Source organism: Alteromonas sp. 07-89-2 (assembly GCF_013113925.1).
GTDB classification, from domain to species: Bacteria; Pseudomonadota; Gammaproteobacteria; order Enterobacterales; family Alteromonadaceae; genus Alteromonas; species Alteromonas macleodii.
Genome location: NZ_VTYM01000020.1, coordinates 40431 through 57293, shown reverse-complemented (window position 1 = coordinate 57293; position 16863 = coordinate 40431). Strand labels below are relative to the sequence as shown.

Below are 16863 nucleotides of genomic sequence, written 5' to 3'. Positions count from 1 at the left end.
CCTACGCATTAGGTCCCCATAGTTTAATGGATAAAACAAGGCCCTCCTAAGCTTCATATCCATCTAAAATTTTATATTAGCAAACTAATTAAACACAGTCACAGCAACACTTTCAGGCACCATCCGCCCTCCTAGAAAGCTCAAAATATTTGCAACAATGAATATTAAAACGACTATAATTAATAAAATCGACTACAATTATATGCCACATCGCAGTTTTAATGACGCATCCATCCGTACTATCCCACTTTCGAAGAACGGAGTAACTGACTACACTGACAAATCGAGGAAATATAGAGGATTAGTGCTTAGAGTTGGTAAACGGTCGAAAGTTTTTTATTACAAAGTGCACACTGCAACCCCAACTATCAATAGAGGGTTTCATTTTATTGCCGACGTAACGAACTATCTTAGTTTTGAGAAGTTTGTTGTTCCTGAATACGATAAATTTAGAGCTAAGATTAACACGTCCAAAACGGTTACTGCTGGTTTCGCAAGCGTCACAATGAGGGATTATCTTGAAAACCAGTATAAGTTTGATGCTACCTCTTACGAAAAAACAGTAAGCGATTCAAATATTGAGAAACTAAAGCGTTATTATGCCCATTGCTTAGATGAAAAATGTATACGGTTGTCAGATGAGGACTATGTAAAATACATTAAAGCTTGGCCCCACCATTCAAAATCCACGAGACGTAAAATCTACTATGCGTTTAGTGCGATGTTAAATATCCTCGTTTTATGTAATAGACTCCCCTCCTCTCCTTTGAAAAAGCGGAAATTTAAGAAAGAACAGTCAAAAGGAAAAATAAACACACACGAATTGTCCTACTCAAAGTTGTACGAAGAAATTTTTGATGAAACTTTTGGTAAGAGAACCAAATATTCTCGTGGATATTCATTTGCAACATAACTGATGTTTTGCCTTATTGTCGACTCTGGTGCTCGTCCAAGCGAAGTTAGGCTGAATAAACAATCTAGTTATATATTAGAAGAAGGCAAAGAGTCTATAGTATTTGAGGAATGTACCGTCAAAACTCTTAAGTATAGAAAAGTACCTCTGAGGTCAGATTTTCTTATCTGTAAATTAAGGGAATATATGCAAAGTAATCACCTTATTCCTAATGAACAAAACTACCTTTTTTTTTAATAAGTCTACACAAAAACCATATGCGATGGGCTGCTGGAGAGCATTATTTAAAGAGGTCTGTACCCAGTTTGAGCTGAAGGGGCGATACTATGATTTCAGACACACCTTTGCTTCTAAAATTTACGCTGCTACTGGTGACATCAAACTAGTTGCTGACTTAATTGGCGATTCGGTGACAACTGCCGCTGAATACTATGCAAACAATATTATTGACGAAAACAGAAAAGCTCTAAAAGTCATTGATTAGCGCATATTTGTTAAAAAGAAAGCGTTATGTACCCGAATGTATGCATCAAACGTACTTTTTAGTAGAATGCCGAAAGATTTGATGTAGTAGAAGTTTGAATGCCTAGTAAAGTTGTATCTCTCGCAGAATACCGGGAACGATTAAAAAAAGAAGAGACTAGAGTTGCATGGGCTAATTTTCCACCAGTTTTCACCTTTTGTCCTCTTGGTTCGGCTAAGGAGCATGAAAGGTATGAGGATGCAAAGAAAAATGGCAGCAATGACGCAGCATTGCAACTAGTTAAAGATATTGTTCCTAAAGAAAAAATTGCAGAACTACGAGCTATTGTTCAGGAAAGTAATGCCTTGATACTCCCTGTTCATGCTATCGAAGAGTTTGGCACCAATAAAATTCCAGCGGCTCTAGCTTATTATTTAGCCGTAACTCTAAAGCTTGAATTGTGCGATGATATCGTTCAAGCGAATAAGCCACAGAGAACAGGTAAAGGTGCATTTTATCGTCTGTCTCAATATCCTTTCTTCGATGGGGCTGTACAGCAAGGTCGTAATTATGTTATCTTGGACGATACTTTATCAATGGGTGGAACTTTAGCTTCACTTAGAGGTTACATAGAGAATAAGGGTGGTCACGTTATATTGGCAGTTGCCTTGACGGGACACGAAGGAGCTGCTTCACTTAACATTAAAGAAGCGATGCTCAAAGCAATACAAAACAAGCACGGAGACGAACTTGATGAATGGTGGAAGAGTGAAGTTGGCTTTGGTGTGGACAAACTCACACAAGGTGAAGCAGGACACCTCAAGAAAGCCCCAAGCGTTGAAGAAATTCGAAATAGAATCCTTGCGGACAGACCTGAAGAATAGTTTTTCAGATTTTGCACAACTCGACTCTGAGTTAGCAGAAGCTTAATAGAGTTATGTTTATCTAAAGCCCACTTTTGCACGTGGGCTTTTTTGTATTAAAAATATACATAACAAGTAAGGATTAAGATGCTGTAAAGCCAACACTGAATCCCTAGTGTTGAACAAGCCCGAAACTCATTCCTGTCCAGAAACGAGCTACAGCGAGCGTCGTTTGTTCGCTCGTAACTCCATGTCATGTGAGATATTAACCTAATCATCAAGACTGTAAGCTCAGGTTTGAGCTAACTTTAGGGCATTATTGGTTCTTTAGCTTTCTGATTAGCTTCAAATAAATCATCTCACTTGGGATGGCTAAGCATGGTGAAATTATTTTACGAAAAAATGTATACTTCAATGGCGTCCCCACGAGGACTCGAACCTCGATTAGCGGCTTAGGAGGCCACGGTTTTATCCGGTTAAACTATAGGGACCAAGAATCAAAGCTATTGTATTCACTTAGTGAGTCATTGTTAAGAGCTTCAACTACATCATTTCTACTTTGAGTTGAGATCTGTAGCTTGACACTCTCAAGCTCTAAGACTTCTTTTGGAGTTAGCGGGGTGAAATCGAAAAAACGCACGGCCCCTTAAAAGGTGATAAGTTTCGCATAGCATGTATGCTTACCAAGTTTTCTATCCCTAATGAAGTCTTATCCAACATGTAATCTTCCCCCCACAAGTGATGTGGGGGAGTTATCTATAGTTACCCAAGAGTAGATTGCAGAGTTACGAATGTTCCTCCTCGTTACGAACAAGTAGCTCTCTTTCAAACTCAGTCACACTCATTGTGACAAACTGCAAGTGGTGGGAAGTATCGATAGCAACCCAATCCTTCAAGTTACCCTTCATTTTTCGGTTAGCGCAGTCGTCTATGCGGCCGTCACCCCAGCTGAATGGAGGAAGTAAATAGTGCCCCGAATCAATCACAGCCTGAGAAAGGTCGTACATCTGCGCACCTTTGTTACCATGCATTCGAGAATGCCCTCGCGCAACAAAATAGTTGTCTGGTATCGTATAACGAATTTTACCATTCGCGTGTGGAGTTCTAATTTCGGCAGAGTTTGGATTCACCACTCCATAGTCGGAAAACCCTATATCCATAGAGTCCCGAAGACTTTTCCATGCCACATACTCTCTTCTTAAAATCACCTCGTTTGTATCCGGCTCTGGAACCATATCGGTTATAAATGAAGTCAGCGAGCAACCTGACATTGAAATGTGATCAAACTGAAATGGCAGCAATAATCTATTCGCCATCTCTACTTTCTCACAAATATCAACTACGGAAGTATTGGAGACATCCCCTAAATCCAGAATCACGTTGCATTTTTTTGGATTTAATTGCAAAGTTTCTAATATCTCAGTTACTACTTCCTCAAAGTGTTCCCCGTCATACATATCCTCAAATGCGTATGATTCAAGGCGAAGACAAAACGAATCAGATCGAAGTCTAATCGCTTCAAGGGCTTTTACGTACTCGATATCTTCCCATCTGTCATATCCGACTACGGTCGTGACTCTTGCGCCCCGTGAAACCAGATAATTATAGGAAAAGTTCAGTATATGCTCGCCACTTTCGATTGTTGAATCAGGCGACCATTTGAAAATATCGATCATAAGAGGCTGACTTCCTCGTACAGCCGAAATCTTACCCAAAGTGTCAGTCAAATATAACCGCTTTGGCATCGGCTCATTTTCATACTTCTTTCTTTTTAACAACTCATCTGAAAAAACCGGTAACTCAAAGAGTGGAAAAATGGCTCCATTTGTCTGAGGTTTTATATGCGTAAGAGCATCAAACTCACCTTGCTTCGCATTCAATATTGGTATGTACTTTGGTTTACTCACGACTTTTCCTCCACAGAAAATTTAGAAAAGTGTTTTCTAACCTCACCATAACCGACTAAATCAGCAAACACTTTGTAATTACCAGTTTCTCTCCTGATTCTACCTGCGACTATCGCAGGATGAATTTTCAAGTCTTTAGCAAAGGCTTCAATACTATCTCGCGTTGGCTTTAAGTAAGCTTCGCTTCTTTTCCAAGCAGCCCTAGGGATAAACGTATCACGCGCAATTCTATTAGCCTCAGATTCGATTTTGTCTTCTGTGGATCGCTCTAAATCATCTACGAAGGTGGAGCCTGTGTCCATGTGTTTCCAGATGTGAACCATCTCGTGCAACAGAGTAAACCAAAAATTATCTAGTCGGTCTTCTCTTAATGTAAGACCAATAACCGGATTGCCAGATGGAGTTGTTAATGCTGCTCCATCTAGGCTCATTCCCTTCAAAGCTGGTTCAATAACTACTTTGACGCCATGCCTTTCAACAAATTGTACGGCCAGCTTTGGGCCTTCTTCAAACCAACTTAAGTGGGCCAATTCTTTGAGTGTTTCCTTACCAAAACTCTCCCTTTTAAACTGCGTTGTAACTGGAGTGTTACCTGCTTCTTGCACTACCTTCGAAAGCCAAGCAAATATACTGTACTTTTTATTCGGTGAATAAGCTTCGCCATGTAGTGTTCTTTTGAATGCAGCTGTTGGACGGTGATTTTCTGAACTCAAAATCCCTATAAATTGTTTCAGCCTATCCTCAACACTGCTTTCGCCTTTTGATTTTTTGCGAATATTAGAAATCCATCCCCTAGAAATCATTTCACTCAATGGAAAAAGTTTCCAATCCACAGAATCAGAAGTTTTTGCAGATTGGTTTTCATTAACGTGCAATCCAACTAACGTTTCAACAGAAATTCCAAGCCCTATCGCTAATGCTTTTATCATTTGCACTGTTAGAGGACGCTTTCCAGAAAGCACCTCCGATACACGACTCTTAGTACCAAAGTAAGGAGCAAGATCTACCTGCTTAAGACCTTGTTGGTCCATTCTAAATTTTATCGCGTCGATTGGATGAACAGGCTCAATAGCGATATTTTGTTCTTCATACTTTTCGATAAGAAGAGACAGCATGTCTATTCTGTCACTCTCCGGCGAATTTGGTGCAGGGGCTTTCTCAATTAACCGCTCACATTCTTGAAGATAGGAGTCATACTGCTCCTCTGTTCTAATAAGCTTTAAAGGTTGCTCATTCATACGAATTAATCACATCCGAAATTACAGCGACGCGCTTTGTGAAACAAAGGGTTAAGCGAATTGAACTACCTGAATCGCTAACAGCAAAAATAAATACACTCGGTTCAAGATACTGAGCTGATGGATAACTCTTAATTATTCGCTGTGCGTCAAGCCAAGTGTTGGTTTTCATTTCATTAATCCATGCTGACAACCAAATGTCAGTTTCAGGGGTCTTGCCCAAAAGGCAATTTATCCGTTTCAATCCAATTAGTCGCATAACTTGTTCTCGAATTGGGAACATTATTCAGTTAACACAATTGCATGTCAACAAAAAAGTTCCCAAATATGGAATTTGTGTAATTTTCGTTCTAGCTATTAGGTAGGGTCTCAGATACAAGAATTAAAGCTAAAAATTAAATTAATAGTAAAAATGAATATTAAAACAACTACAAAACAACTATACACGTAAATAAACACTTAACAGTCAGAACGATAGAATAATAGATCTTGCGCCTCCTAAGGCTTAGATGTTGGTTCGATTCCAGCTGGGGACGCCATTAATTGCGCAACGTTTCTGCTTTTTAGTAAAGATGCTTATACACACCGTCGCCTGTAATATTGAAGAATTTATTATACTTTGGTTGTAATTTAGCCAATTTAAGTAATACTCTTCAAAACAGGAGAGCATTATGACTTTCGATTTCCCCCCACCCGAAAACGCTGATAGTTGTGCCGAAACAGCTGAGCAGTGCCCATTTTCTGAAGAAGAGTGGGATGCTATTGAAGCTTTAGCGGAACCCGGTGCCATTTACTAAACGATGATTTTTAGAATTTAATCCCCACTTTATAATTACACTGCAATCGACGGTGCTGCTGTTCGTTGCGCCCGGTGATATATCGAGCGGTTATGCTCCATAGACCAACGGGGCAGAAATAGCGTATAAAAGATAGAGAAGTAGCTTATACGGGGATTAATATGAGCCAATTTGAAAACGACGATATCGATTCGTTTTTTGCAGAAATGCAAGATGTAAAACCAATCGCTTCAGATGATAAGGCTTTATTACACGATCCTGTAAAGGCGCTCGCTGAAAAACAAAAAAGAGCAGCTATAAAGTTAAGTGTTCGCGAGAAACTCGCTAATCCACTGAGCATGGAAGGTGTAAAGCCGGTACCCCCTGATGATTTCATACACTTCCAGCAGCCCGGTATTCAAGACGGCGTTTTTAAAAAACTTCGCCTTGGTAAGTACCCTCTAGAGGCCAACATAACACTTTCAGGGAAAACCTTAGAACAAAGCCGAGACCTGGTTTATAGCACCATTAAATCTAGTCACGAACGCGGGGTTCGCGCACTGCTCATAAAACATGGAACAGGTGAAAATAGCAAACCCTTTCCCGCTTTGAAAAAAAGTTATGTTAACCATTGGCTAAGAGAACTAGACGAAGTCATTGCCTACCATACGGCTCAACCGATGCACGGAGGCTTTGGTGCTACATATGTGCTTTTGAAAAAGCATCCGCAGCAGAAATTAATTAACAGAGAAAAAAATAAGAAAGGATAAAATGAGGGGCAAGAACTCGTTGAGTCAGCTTTGCTTTTTTGGGCTTGTCTTCAGGTGTAGCTTTTAGGCTTTTCTCATGAAGCGCTATATGCTGAACGTTTTTGTTGTCCCCTAATGATTAACGCCCGTATCAAGCAACTTGATACGGGCGTTAGAATTTTTCTTTCAGACTACTTAACTGAAGACTGCACACTTAGCGTTGTTGGAGCTTCGGCAGACTTCGCAGATGTGCTAAAAACAGCAGTTACGAACATCAGCACTACAGCTACAGCCACTCCGGTTAAGCCAAACCCTTTAGAAGAACGATTCATCGGTCGTCTCTTATTATTTAAACCAGCTGGCACATGCCTTTCACTGGTACAACCCTAACTCAACTCCTGTAACCTAATCGCATTCCTTGCTTGCACTACAATAGATCAGTGACAAACTGATGACAAGGGCAAAAATCAGATTTTTGACACTTTGCCAAAGCTTTGACACCTATTTATGGTATGAACGTTTATTAAACAGTATTTTTTCGAAAGATAAACAGGGGTTTCCCCCTGTTTTTATCGAACTAACAGTGCTTTGTTACCCAACAAATTTACGGGCATTTCTGAAGATACGCATCCACGCACCATCTTCTTGCCAATCGTCTGGACGCCACGAGTTTGCCACGGCTCTGAATACACGTTCAGGGTGCGGCATCATGATGGTGCTGCGTCCGTCTAGTGAAGTTAGACCTGTGATCCCCTGCGGTGAACCATTCGGATTTGCCGGATATTGCATGGTTGGCTTGCCGTAGTTGTCTACGTAACGCATCGCCACCTGCGCGCCTACTTGTGACAGCGCGTTGTCATTGGCAAATTCAGCCTGACCTTCACCGTGCGACACTGCAATAGGCATACGCGAACCTGCCATGCCATCAAGCAGCACAGACTTAGACTCCATCACTTCGACCATTGCAACACGAGCTTCAAATCGCGCCGACTGGTTGGTCACGAAATGTGGCCAATGCTCAGTACCTGGAATCAGTGATTTAAGGTTCGATAGCATCTGACAGCCGTTACACACACCTAAGCTGAACGTATCGTTACGGTTGAAGAAGCCTTCAAACTGGTCGCGAGCCATGCTGTTGAACAATATAGATTTAGCCCAACCTTCACCTGCACCTAATACATCGCCGTAAGAGAAACCGCCACAAGCCGCAAGGCCCGCAAACTGTTCAAGGGTAATGCGGCCAGCCAACACGTCACTCATGTGCACATCGATAGCATCAAAGCCTGCACGGGTAAATGCAGCCGCCATTTCTAGATGCGAGTTTACGCCCTGCTCTCTTAATATCGCCACTTTTGGCTTAACGCCTTTGGCAATATAGGGCGCTGCTACGTCTTCGTTTACATCATAAGACAACGCAGCATGCAAACCTGGGTCGGCAGCATCTTGCTTTGCCGCGTGTTCTTGTTCAGCACACTCAGGGTTATCGCGAAGCTTTTGCATTTCAAACGTGGTTTGTGCCCACGTTGTACGCATTGATACGCGGCTATCTGCAAGTACAGCAACGCCACCGCGACTAAACTCAATCATGTCGGTGCTATTAAGCGTACCGATATCGTGAGTCAATTCAGTTAAACCGAATTCAGTCAGTACTGCGTTAACGGCATCCATATCCCATTCAAGCACTTGGATTACGCCACCTAGTTCTTCATTGAACAATACGGCAATGTCGTTTCCAACTAGGCTATCAAGGTTAATGCTTACACCTGTTTTACCAGCAAAGGCCATTTCAGCAACGGTGGTAAACAGGCCACCGTCTGAACGGTCGTGATAAGCACACACCAAGCCTTTTTCAATTAACGTCTGCATTGCGTCAAAGAAGGCTTTAAGGCGAGTTGCAGAGACCACATCTGCTGGGCTATCACCAAGCTGAGTATAGACTTGTGCCAGGCAGCTCGCGCCCAAGCGATTTTTACCTTCGCCCAAATCGAGTAGCAGCAAGCGGCTTGCGCCTTTGTCTGTACGTAGCTGAGGCGTTAGGGTCTTGCGAATATCTTTTACTGCGCCAAAGGCAGAGATAACGAGTGATAGCGGAGAAGTCACCGCTTTATCTTCACCGTTTTCATTCCATGCCGTTTTCATCGACATAGAGTCTTTACCCACAGGAATGGTTAGGCCTAGCTCTGGGCAAAGCTCCTCACCCACGGCTTTAACCGCTTCATATAGACCTGCATCTTCACCGGGGTGTCCGGCTGCTGCCATCCAGTTTGCAGACAGTTTAATGCGCTTAATATCGCCGATGTTTGCTGCGGCAATATTGGTTAACGCTTCACCCACAGCAAGACGCGCAGACGCGCCGTGCGATAGTAACGCGACAGGCGTACGCTCACCCATCGACATCGCTTCACCGTGGTAGGTGTCAAACGCTGTTGCAGTAACCGCCACATCTGCCACTGGCACCTGCCATGGGCCCACCATTTGATCACGACTTACAAGGCCGGTAACTGAGCGGTCGCCAATGGTGATAAGGAAGGTTTTCTCTGCCACAGTAGGCAAAGATAAAATGCGATTTGCTGCATCACTTAAGGTAATGCCTGCCTCGTTTAGCGCTGGCGAGCTAACCTTGGTCGAGCTTACGTCGCGGTGCATTTTAGGCGGCTTGCCTAAAAGTACATCAAGAGGCATATCGATTGGTTTGTTGTCAAACTGGCTGTCGTTCAGGTTGAGGTGCTGCTCGGCAGTGGCTTCACCAACCACAGCAAACGGCGCACGTTCGCGGGCACAAATTGCTTCGAACACTGGCATATTTTCAGGCGCAACAGATAAAACATAGCGCTCTTGGGATTCGTTACACCATAGCTCCAGAGGTGTCATACCTGGCTCATCTGACAATACTTTTCTAAGCTCAAAGTTACCGCCACGACCACCGTCATTAACCAGTTCAGGCAGTGCATTTGAAAGACCACCTGCGCCCACATCGTGGATAAACTGGATAGGGTTGTTATCCCCTAGCTGCCAACATGCATCAATCACTTCCTGACAGCGACGCTCCATTTCAGGGTTGTCTCGCTGTACTGAAGCAAAATCTAAGTCTTCGTTTGATTGGCCAGACGCCATAGATGATGCTGCACCGCCGCCAAGACCAATATTCATTGCAGGGCCACCAAGCACAATAAGCTTAGCGCCTACCGTGATTTCGCCTTTTTCAATATGCTCGCGACGAATGTTACCTAAACCACCAGCTAACATAATAGGTTTGTGATAGCCGCGCACTTCAACACCGTTGAAGCTATTTACTTCTTGCTCAAAGGTACGGAAATAACCCAGTAGAGCAGGACGACCAAACTCGTTGTTAAACGCAGCGCCACCTAGTGGGCCTTCAAGCATAATATCAAGAGCGCTTACAATACGCTGTGGCTTGCCGTATTCAAATTCCCAAGGCTGTTCAGCACCAGGAATACGCAAGTTAGATACGGTAAAACCAACCAAACCCGCTTTAGGTTTTGAACCACGACCAGTAGCACCTTCATCACGGATTTCACCACCAGAGCCTGTTGCCGCACCTGGGAAAGGTGAAATTGCCGTTGGGTGGTTATGGGTTTCTACCTTCATCAAAATATCAATATTTTCATGATGGTATTCGTATTGGTGTGACTGCGGGTTCGGGAAGAAGCGACCTGCTTGCCATCCTTCCATTACCGCTGCGTTATCTTTGTAAGCTGAATACACGTGATCAGGTAACAACTCGTAGGTGTTTTTGATCATTTTAAACAGCGACTTCTCTTGGTCCTCGCCGTCAATGGTCCAGCTAGCGTTAAAAATTTTGTGACGACAGTGTTCAGAGTTTGCTTGCGCAAACATGTAAAGTTCAACGTCAGTCGGGTTTCTGCCTAGCTTCGTAAAGCTATCAAACAGATAGTCAATCTCATCATCAGCTAAAGCAAGGCCTAACGACACATTTGCATTAACTAGCGCGTTTTTGCCTTCGCCTAATACATCTACACTGTTAAAAGTATTAGCTTCGGTGTGAGCAAATAAAACCGCCGCATCTTCAGTATTCGTAAACACTGACTCTGTCATTCTGTCGTGTAAGAAGCTGGCAACAAGCGCAAAGTCATCTTCGCTCAGAGCGTTGTCTGTTTCGATATAAAACGCGCATCCACGCTCTATGCGATTAATACTTTTTAAACTACAGTTGTGAGCGATGTCGGTGGCTTTAGAAGACCAGGGAGAGATAGTGCCGGGGCGAGGAGTAATAAGGAAGAAGGTTCCAGAAGGGGTTTGTGCTTGCCTCGCGGGGCCGTAAGTGAGCAGCTTCTCGAGTATCTCTATTTGCTGCTTAGACAAGTCACCTTGGGAATCGACTAGGTGAACATATTCGCTATATAGGTTTTTAACCCTAACGCCGGATTGACCCAGCTTTGCAATCAGTTTAGTTTGGTTAAACTCTGATAGTGCAGGAGCGCCTCGAAGGACCAACATATTGATTTACCTGGTTTGTTAGAAACAACGACCACCAATGCGACGCGTTGCCTCTTGGATTGATGAGTATTTCGGCGCGGATTATAGAGTAATTATGCGCAGTAAGTAACCTCATAACGCGCTTACATGAACTTTTTTTTAAACTTAGATGGTTTAATGACAATAAGTAAAGGTCTATGCAGTCACAAGACTATAAAAAACGATTAAAACTACAATTAATAATCATATTATCTATTGCTGTTATAAGTTGTGGTGTTCCTTCCGTACCCACTGCCCTTTCTTCATTATTGGAACGAGAATCTATTCGGGTGGGAACCGTTTATGGTGCAGGGACATTTTATAACGGCGCAGGAGGCCCACAAGGTTTTGAATATGAATTACTGGCAGGATTTGCCGATTACCTTGGCGTGACGCTCGACCTTTACCCCTTCTACAGCTATGAAGTCATGTTAGAACAGTTAGAAGAAGGTAATCTGGACATTGTCGCGACAGGCGATGCGGTAACGCCTTCACTTAAAAGTCGTTTTGCTTACGGTCCAGCCTATCAACACGTTCAACAAGAGCTCGTCTTCCAAGCAGGGACATCGAGACCTAGAGACTTATTAGAACTTGATGCCCCTATTGTTACTGTGGCGGGTAGCAGCCAAGCTCACTTACTGTCTAGTTTATTAGGCCAGGTAACCGACCAAGCAAGTGATAGTGAAAGCCCAATAATAAAAACCCAACTTGTTACCACCGAAGATTCTGACTCCGAAGAACTGTTACAACAAGTTGCCAATGGCGACATTGCTTATACGGTAGCAGACAGTAACCGTCTAGCCCTTCAACGCAGGCGATATCCTAACTTAGCCGTGGCAAAAACCCTTAATGAAGATATGCCGATGGCGTGGGCGCTCCCATTACATCAAGATGACTCAGTGAAAGCAGCGCTGATTGAATATTTTGGTACTGTACATCAGTCAGGCTGGTTTACGGTGTTAGAAGACAAGTACTTTGGCCATATTCGCCAGTTTGATTACGTCGACAGTCGTGCGTTTAATTATGCCGCCGAGACAGCACTTGCCCAATACAAACCCTTATTTCAACAGTATGCAGGTGAATTAGACTGGCGACTGCTTGCGGCCATGAGTTATCAAGAAAGTCACTGGGACAGTGACGCTATTTCAAGAACTGGCGTTCGCGGTCTAATGATGCTCACCATGGATACGGCAAGTGACTGGAACGTAGATGACAGAACCGATCCTGAACAAAGCATTCGCGGAGGCTCTCGTTATTTTGCCAGTTTGCTCAATCGCATACCTGCGCGAATTAGCGAGCCAGATAGAACCTGGATGGCTATGGCGTCGTATAATATTGGTATGGGCCATTTGGAGGACGCACGCATTCTTACCGAGCAACAAGGTGGCAATCCAGACCTTTGGGTAGATGTAAAGCGTCGCTTGCCACAGCTTAGGCAAAAGAAATATTACCGTACTACTCGCTATGGCTATGCAAGAGGCGATGAAGCGTTACAGTATGTGGAAAATATTCGTCGTTATTATGACAGCTTAGTATGGTTGGACGAACAAGGAAAAATTTAGAGTAACTCGTTATTCACTGTCTTGAAAATTGTCATTTCGATGTCATCTTTGTACCGTACCCTTAGAAACAGTTAGCCAAATGCTGGCTCACTTTCTCAAAGACAAAAAAGAGCACTCAACGTGAATACGTGTCTACGACAGGAAAAAGAGAAAGGAGAACAAATGAAAAAAAATCGATTTATGAAAAAAGGAATAAAATTGAAAAACAACAACAGACGCAGACTTATGCTCAAGCGTTGTCACCAAAAAGTACTTCAGCGCCGCAAGCTATTTGTTACCAGCGATATGTTCACTCAGTTAACCCGTACGCCTGGCTAAGTCACCTCTATGCCATCTGGTTCACAATGATTGACCATGTAACCGGTACATACCAAATGGGCGAAAACACGAATAAGCACAACTTCAGGCAACGCTATAAATTAGCTTGAAGCATCACCCTCTAGCAGTCTTTTCGCCTTTTTGGCAGCCTTTATTTCTTTCCTGCGCTTGCGAAAAAAATCTGACAATTTGTTAGCACATTCGTCAGCTAATACGCCAGATACAACCTCAAGTTGATGATTAAGCGCAGGATGTTGCAATAAGTTCATGACCGAGCCCGCAGCGCCTGTCTTCGCATCCTTTGCGCCAAACACCACCCGCTTTACCCGTGCATGTACCAGCATACCTGCGCACATAGAGCAGGGCTCTAATGTCACATACAACGTAGCATCAATAAGTCGGTAGTTTTGCACCGCAGCTGCTGCTTCTTTAACAGCGCGTAGCTCTGCATGCGCAGATGGGTCATTATCCGTTATCGGCGTATTGAAGCCTTCACCGATAAGCTCACCGTTTAATACTACGCAGGCGCCGACTGGCACCTCACCAATCGACTCAGCCTTATCGGCAAGCGTTAACGCATGCCTCATCCACATTATGTCTTCTTCTGTCGCGATGTCTTCCATTGCGATTTCAGTCAACGGCTCCTGCACAGCCTCTTTTTCTTGCGTTTGCTTGTTTGCAAGGTCGAAATTTGGTGTTGGACGGTTGCTATTTTGGTCACTCATTCGTCAATTTTGCTACTTTACTTGGTGAAATTCATTAACATTTATTTTGTATTAGCTTAGGTAAACATTCTAACTTCTTAGAAAGTAATGACTTTTGTCACTTGGCAACCTACTTGCAATCTCTCATTATAACACTGCTAGTGTGATGGACTTAACAGGTTACATTTTTTACTAAAAAGTATGTTAGATAACCGCTATAGTACCTGAAGCGAAGCAGTAATTTTACCGATAAGTATTTAACTAAATACGGGGTGAATTAGGCAACAGGCCAAATTTTCACCTACACTGTTTTAAAGCCATTTGTGAGGGATACCACCGTGAATATGACCGCGATTGCAATAGTAGCCATTTGTGCCTGGGCCTTAGTTACCATTGTCGAAAGTGCAAAAGACAAAAGTAAGAAGAAACTTAGCAGCAAAGAAACCGATGCTTATAAAGCCGAAATTGCAGAGCTTAAGGAACGAGTTTCTGTGCTTGAGAAGATAGTGACAGACGAGCGCTACGACCTAAAAAAGCAATTTGCAGACTTAGAAAGCGACCGCGTAGCGTAGGCTTAAACTCACGTAATTCAACACACGTTCCATGGCAAGCGCGCTAGATTAAACAACGCTAAGTTTAACTGCGTGCTAGCTCCCTTCTAATAGTTTTCGCTCAGCTCGCTCTACACGCCGGGGTTTACCCGCAATCACTAGCACGTCATGGGCTTGCAAAATAGCGTCTTGGTCTGGGTCTTTAACTTCATTTCCATCCCGTCTTAGGCCCTTAATCGCTACTCGCATTCTCGAGAAATCGATATCTTTTATGGCTTTGCCAATACAGGAAGCGTGTTCGGACAACACTACAGCATGGATAAATTCTAACTTGTCTTCTGTGCCATAGGTGATCTCTGTTGTTTCTCCCGGGTAAAAGCCGTGCATATGATCGTAGCGACCTTTTCTCTCAGCACGAACCCGTTTCAAAATGCGAGACATCGGCACGCCGGCGTAATGCAGCACCTGCGATACCAACATCAAGCTCCCCTCTTGCAGCTCTGGCACGACTTGATTGGCACCCGCGCTGTATAGGCTTTCAAGCTGGTAGTCTCGTTTGGTACGCACCATAACATCTGTGGTGCTCGTAATGCTTCGGGTCTGCGTTATCACCTGCTTGGCCTTATCGACTTGATCAAACGTAACAAGCACAAGCTTGGCACCTTCTACATTGGCAGTAATCAATATATCTTTTTGACTCGCATCACCGAAGATGACGGGCTCTCCCGCGTTTCGACTCTCGTGTACTCTGACAGGATCCATATCTATGGCAACAAAATGAATGCCTTCCATTTTCAGCATGCGAGCTACCGACTGTCCAACGCGGCCAAACCCACAAATAATGACGTGGTTGGTTAACGGCTCTGCATTACCAAAGCTCACATTGTCATCGAACGAGATATCCTTGTTAACAATACGCCTTGCTATAGTGACGCTGTTATTCATAAGCCACGGGGTTAACGCCATACTGATTACACCCATACACACAATCAGCGATGACTGCTCTGACGTTAACACGCCGTGTGTCGTAGCAAGCGCAGCAATTACAAAACTAAACTCGCCAATCTGACAAAGTTTAACCCCAGCAGACCAGCCATCTATTGCATCGGTTTTAACTAATAGAGATGCGCCTCTTACTAAAATGACTTTAACTATCATCAAAGCAAAAACGCCAAAAATAATCTCAAACAGGCTGTTCCACAGTACAGTGAGTTCTAACTGCATACCCACGGTAACAAAAAATAACCCCATTAAAATATCTCGAAACGGACGAATGTCGGCTTCAAGTTGATACTTGTATTGGCTTTCCCCCAACATCATACCCGCCAAGAAAGCGCCTAGCGCCATGGATAGCCCGAAGTAATAAGTTAGCCCTCCTGCCAATAGGGCAATCAATATAGTGGTCAGAACAAACAGTTCGTCAGTCCTTGTTCTTGCTACCTCTCTAAACACCCAAGGTAGTAACCACTTACCCACTGACATTAGAAACGCAATGACAAACACACCTTTAAGCAACGCCTCGCCTAAAGCTAGCGCAATACTTACTTCACCAGTCTGGGCTAAAAGAGGAATAGCAATTAGGAACGGAACCACCGCTAAGTCTTGAAAGAGCAAGATACTTACCGCTAATTGTGTACGCCTGTTATTAAGAATGCCCATTTCGGTTGCTTGCTTAATTACAATAGCGGTTGAGCTTAACGCCAGCGTACCACCAATAATGATGGACGCACTCATTGGAATGCCGAGAAACAGAGGAACACAGGTAAACACTGCCGTGGTAAACACCATTTGCCCTAATCCTACACCGAATACTAAAGAGCGCATTGCCAACAATTTAGGTAACGAGAACTCAAGACCAAGTGAAAAGAGCAAAAACACTATGCCCACTTCAGCGAGCAGGTGCATTTCTTCTGGGTGGGCAAACACAGATAATAGTTGTGGACCCGCGAGTACGCCGGCAAACAGATAAGCAAGAATAGGAGGGAGATGAATGCGTTTAAATAATGCGACCGCGCATACCGATATGAACATCAATATCACGATATTTAAAAAGCTCGTCCCCACACTACCTCCTAAAGCTACATAAACTTCCATTTGTAAAACAGGCGCGATAAATCACGCGATTTTACGCTTTAAACTAAAGACTAGTGCCTGAAACACTTTGTTGGCATCTAGTTTGCAAAATCCCCTGTGTAAATGCAGATCCGGCAAGTTTTGCCGCTGTGATCGCCATAAATTCCGCGAAAATGCAGATGTGGCCACAGAAACGTCAGGGCTTTGACACTTGTTTCTTTGCATATCAACGCATTTTGTATAGGGGCA

14 protein-coding genes and 1 tRNA gene are annotated in these 16863 nt (G+C 43.5%); 8 read left to right on the top strand and 7 right to left on the bottom strand.

Going from position 1 to position 16863, the window contains the following annotated elements:
- The first annotated feature begins 157 nt into the window (after positions 1-157).
- The 3 genes from F0261_RS13790 (at position 158) to F0261_RS13780 (ending at position 2260) form a co-directional block, all read left to right on the top strand.
- Complete coding sequence (locus tag F0261_RS13790; protein WP_171338249.1) at positions 158-913, top strand: hypothetical protein; 756 nt, start codon at positions 158-160, stop codon at positions 911-913.
- Positions 914-1124: 211 nt separating this feature from the next.
- Positions 1125-1397 (top strand): hypothetical protein, encoded by a 273-nt coding sequence (locus F0261_RS13785; RefSeq protein ID WP_171338248.1) that lies wholly within the window; start codon positions 1125-1127, stop codon positions 1395-1397.
- A 98-nt stretch (positions 1398-1495) separates the two neighbouring features.
- Positions 1496-2260: a phosphoribosyltransferase gene (locus F0261_RS13780; protein ID WP_171338247.1), complete on the top strand. Its 765-nt coding sequence runs from the start codon at positions 1496-1498 to the stop codon at positions 2258-2260.
- A gap of 394 nt (positions 2261-2654) precedes the next feature.
- Here F0261_RS13780 and F0261_RS13775 read toward each other — a convergent pair.
- The 3 genes from F0261_RS13775 to F0261_RS13765 all read right to left on the bottom strand — a co-directional run bounded on the left by F0261_RS13775 (position 2655) and on the right by F0261_RS13765 (position 5384).
- Positions 2655-2730 (bottom strand) — tRNA-Arg (locus tag F0261_RS13775).
- A gap of 294 nt (positions 2731-3024) precedes the next feature.
- Positions 3025-4146 (bottom strand): beta family protein, encoded by a 1122-nt coding sequence (locus tag F0261_RS13770; protein ID WP_171338246.1) that lies wholly within the window; start codon positions 4144-4146, stop codon positions 3025-3027.
- Complete coding sequence (locus F0261_RS13765) at positions 4143-5384, bottom strand: ImmA/IrrE family metallo-endopeptidase (RefSeq protein WP_171338245.1); 1242 nt, start codon at positions 5382-5384, stop codon at positions 4143-4145. Before F0261_RS13765 ends, F0261_RS13770 begins: the two co-directional genes overlap by 4 nt.
- Positions 5385-6055: 671 nt before the next feature.
- Between F0261_RS13765 and F0261_RS20135 the strand changes: the two genes are divergently transcribed.
- A complete protein-coding gene (locus F0261_RS20135) occupies positions 6056-6181 on the top strand; it encodes a hypothetical protein (protein ID WP_301338817.1) in 126 nt (41 codons plus the stop codon).
- A 161-nt stretch (positions 6182-6342) separates the two neighbouring features.
- Positions 6343-6930 (top strand): DNA endonuclease SmrA, encoded by a 588-nt coding sequence (gene smrA, locus F0261_RS13760; RefSeq protein WP_171338244.1) that lies wholly within the window; start codon positions 6343-6345, stop codon positions 6928-6930.
- 170 nt (positions 6931-7100) lie between these two features.
- Here smrA and F0261_RS13755 read toward each other — a convergent pair whose 3' ends face one another.
- Positions 7101-7241: a hypothetical protein gene (locus F0261_RS13755; protein ID WP_162889815.1), complete on the bottom strand. Its 141-nt coding sequence runs from the start codon at positions 7239-7241 to the stop codon at positions 7101-7103.
- A 259-nt stretch (positions 7242-7500) separates the two neighbouring features.
- Positions 7501-11388 (bottom strand): phosphoribosylformylglycinamidine synthase, encoded by a 3888-nt coding sequence (gene purL, locus F0261_RS13750; protein ID WP_171338243.1) that lies wholly within the window; start codon positions 11386-11388, stop codon positions 7501-7503.
- Positions 11389-11564: 176 nt separating this feature from the next.
- On the opposite strand from purL, the gene mltF reads away from it, so the two are divergent.
- Together mltF and F0261_RS13740 are read left to right on the top strand one after the other, a co-directional pair.
- A complete protein-coding gene (gene mltF, locus F0261_RS13745) occupies positions 11565-12968 on the top strand; it encodes a membrane-bound lytic murein transglycosylase MltF (RefSeq protein ID WP_171338242.1) in 1404 nt (467 codons plus the stop codon).
- Between the two features lie 162 nt (positions 12969-13130).
- On the top strand, positions 13131-13286 hold the full coding sequence (locus F0261_RS13740) for a hypothetical protein (protein WP_014975860.1): 156 nt from the start codon (positions 13131-13133) through the stop codon (positions 13284-13286).
- Between the two features lie 101 nt (positions 13287-13387).
- Here F0261_RS13740 and tadA read toward each other — a convergent pair whose 3' ends face one another.
- Positions 13388-14011, bottom strand: a complete 624-nt coding sequence (gene tadA, locus F0261_RS13735; protein WP_014948572.1) for a tRNA adenosine(34) deaminase TadA — start codon at positions 14009-14011, stop codon at positions 13388-13390.
- A 323-nt stretch (positions 14012-14334) separates the two neighbouring features.
- Here tadA and F0261_RS13730 point away from each other — a divergent pair, with 323 nt between their 5' ends.
- On the top strand, positions 14335-14562 hold the full coding sequence (locus F0261_RS13730) for a hypothetical protein (protein ID WP_014975858.1): 228 nt from the start codon (positions 14335-14337) through the stop codon (positions 14560-14562).
- 75 nt (positions 14563-14637) lie between these two features.
- Here F0261_RS13730 and F0261_RS13725 read toward each other — a convergent pair whose 3' ends face one another.
- Positions 14638-16605, bottom strand: a complete 1968-nt coding sequence (locus F0261_RS13725; RefSeq protein ID WP_171338241.1) for a cation:proton antiporter — start codon at positions 16603-16605, stop codon at positions 14638-14640.
- Positions 16606-16863 lie beyond the last annotated feature (258 nt).

Excerpts from the sequence above, each read along its gene's own strand:
- F0261_RS20135 (WP_301338817.1), top strand. The coding sequence starts at position 6,056 with ATGACTTTCGATTTCCCCCCACCCGAAAACGCTGATAGTTGTGCCGAA.
- F0261_RS13790 (WP_171338249.1), top strand. The coding sequence starts at position 158 with ATGAATATTAAAACGACTATAATTAATAAAATCGACTACAATTATATG.
- F0261_RS13730 (WP_014975858.1), top strand. The coding sequence starts at position 14,335 with ATGACCGCGATTGCAATAGTAGCCATTTGTGCCTGGGCCTTAGTTACC.
- F0261_RS13785 (WP_171338248.1), top strand. The coding sequence starts at position 1,125 with ATGAACAAAACTACCTTTTTTTTTAATAAGTCTACACAAAAACCATAT.
- purL (WP_171338243.1), bottom strand. The coding sequence starts at position 11,388 with ATGTTGGTCCTTCGAGGCGCTCCTGCACTATCAGAGTTTAACCAAACT.
- mltF (WP_171338242.1), top strand. The coding sequence starts at position 11,565 with ATGCAGTCACAAGACTATAAAAAACGATTAAAACTACAATTAATAATC.
- tadA (WP_014948572.1), bottom strand. The coding sequence starts at position 14,011 with ATGAGTGACCAAAATAGCAACCGTCCAACACCAAATTTCGACCTTGCA.
- F0261_RS13740 (WP_014975860.1), top strand. The coding sequence starts at position 13,131 with ATGAAAAAAAATCGATTTATGAAAAAAGGAATAAAATTGAAAAACAAC.
- F0261_RS13755 (WP_162889815.1), bottom strand. The coding sequence starts at position 7,241 with ATGAATCGTTCTTCTAAAGGGTTTGGCTTAACCGGAGTGGCTGTAGCT.
- smrA (WP_171338244.1), top strand. The coding sequence starts at position 6,343 with ATGAGCCAATTTGAAAACGACGATATCGATTCGTTTTTTGCAGAAATG.
- F0261_RS13780 (WP_171338247.1), top strand. The coding sequence starts at position 1,496 with ATGCCTAGTAAAGTTGTATCTCTCGCAGAATACCGGGAACGATTAAAA.
- F0261_RS13765 (WP_171338245.1), bottom strand. The coding sequence starts at position 5,384 with ATGAATGAGCAACCTTTAAAGCTTATTAGAACAGAGGAGCAGTATGAC.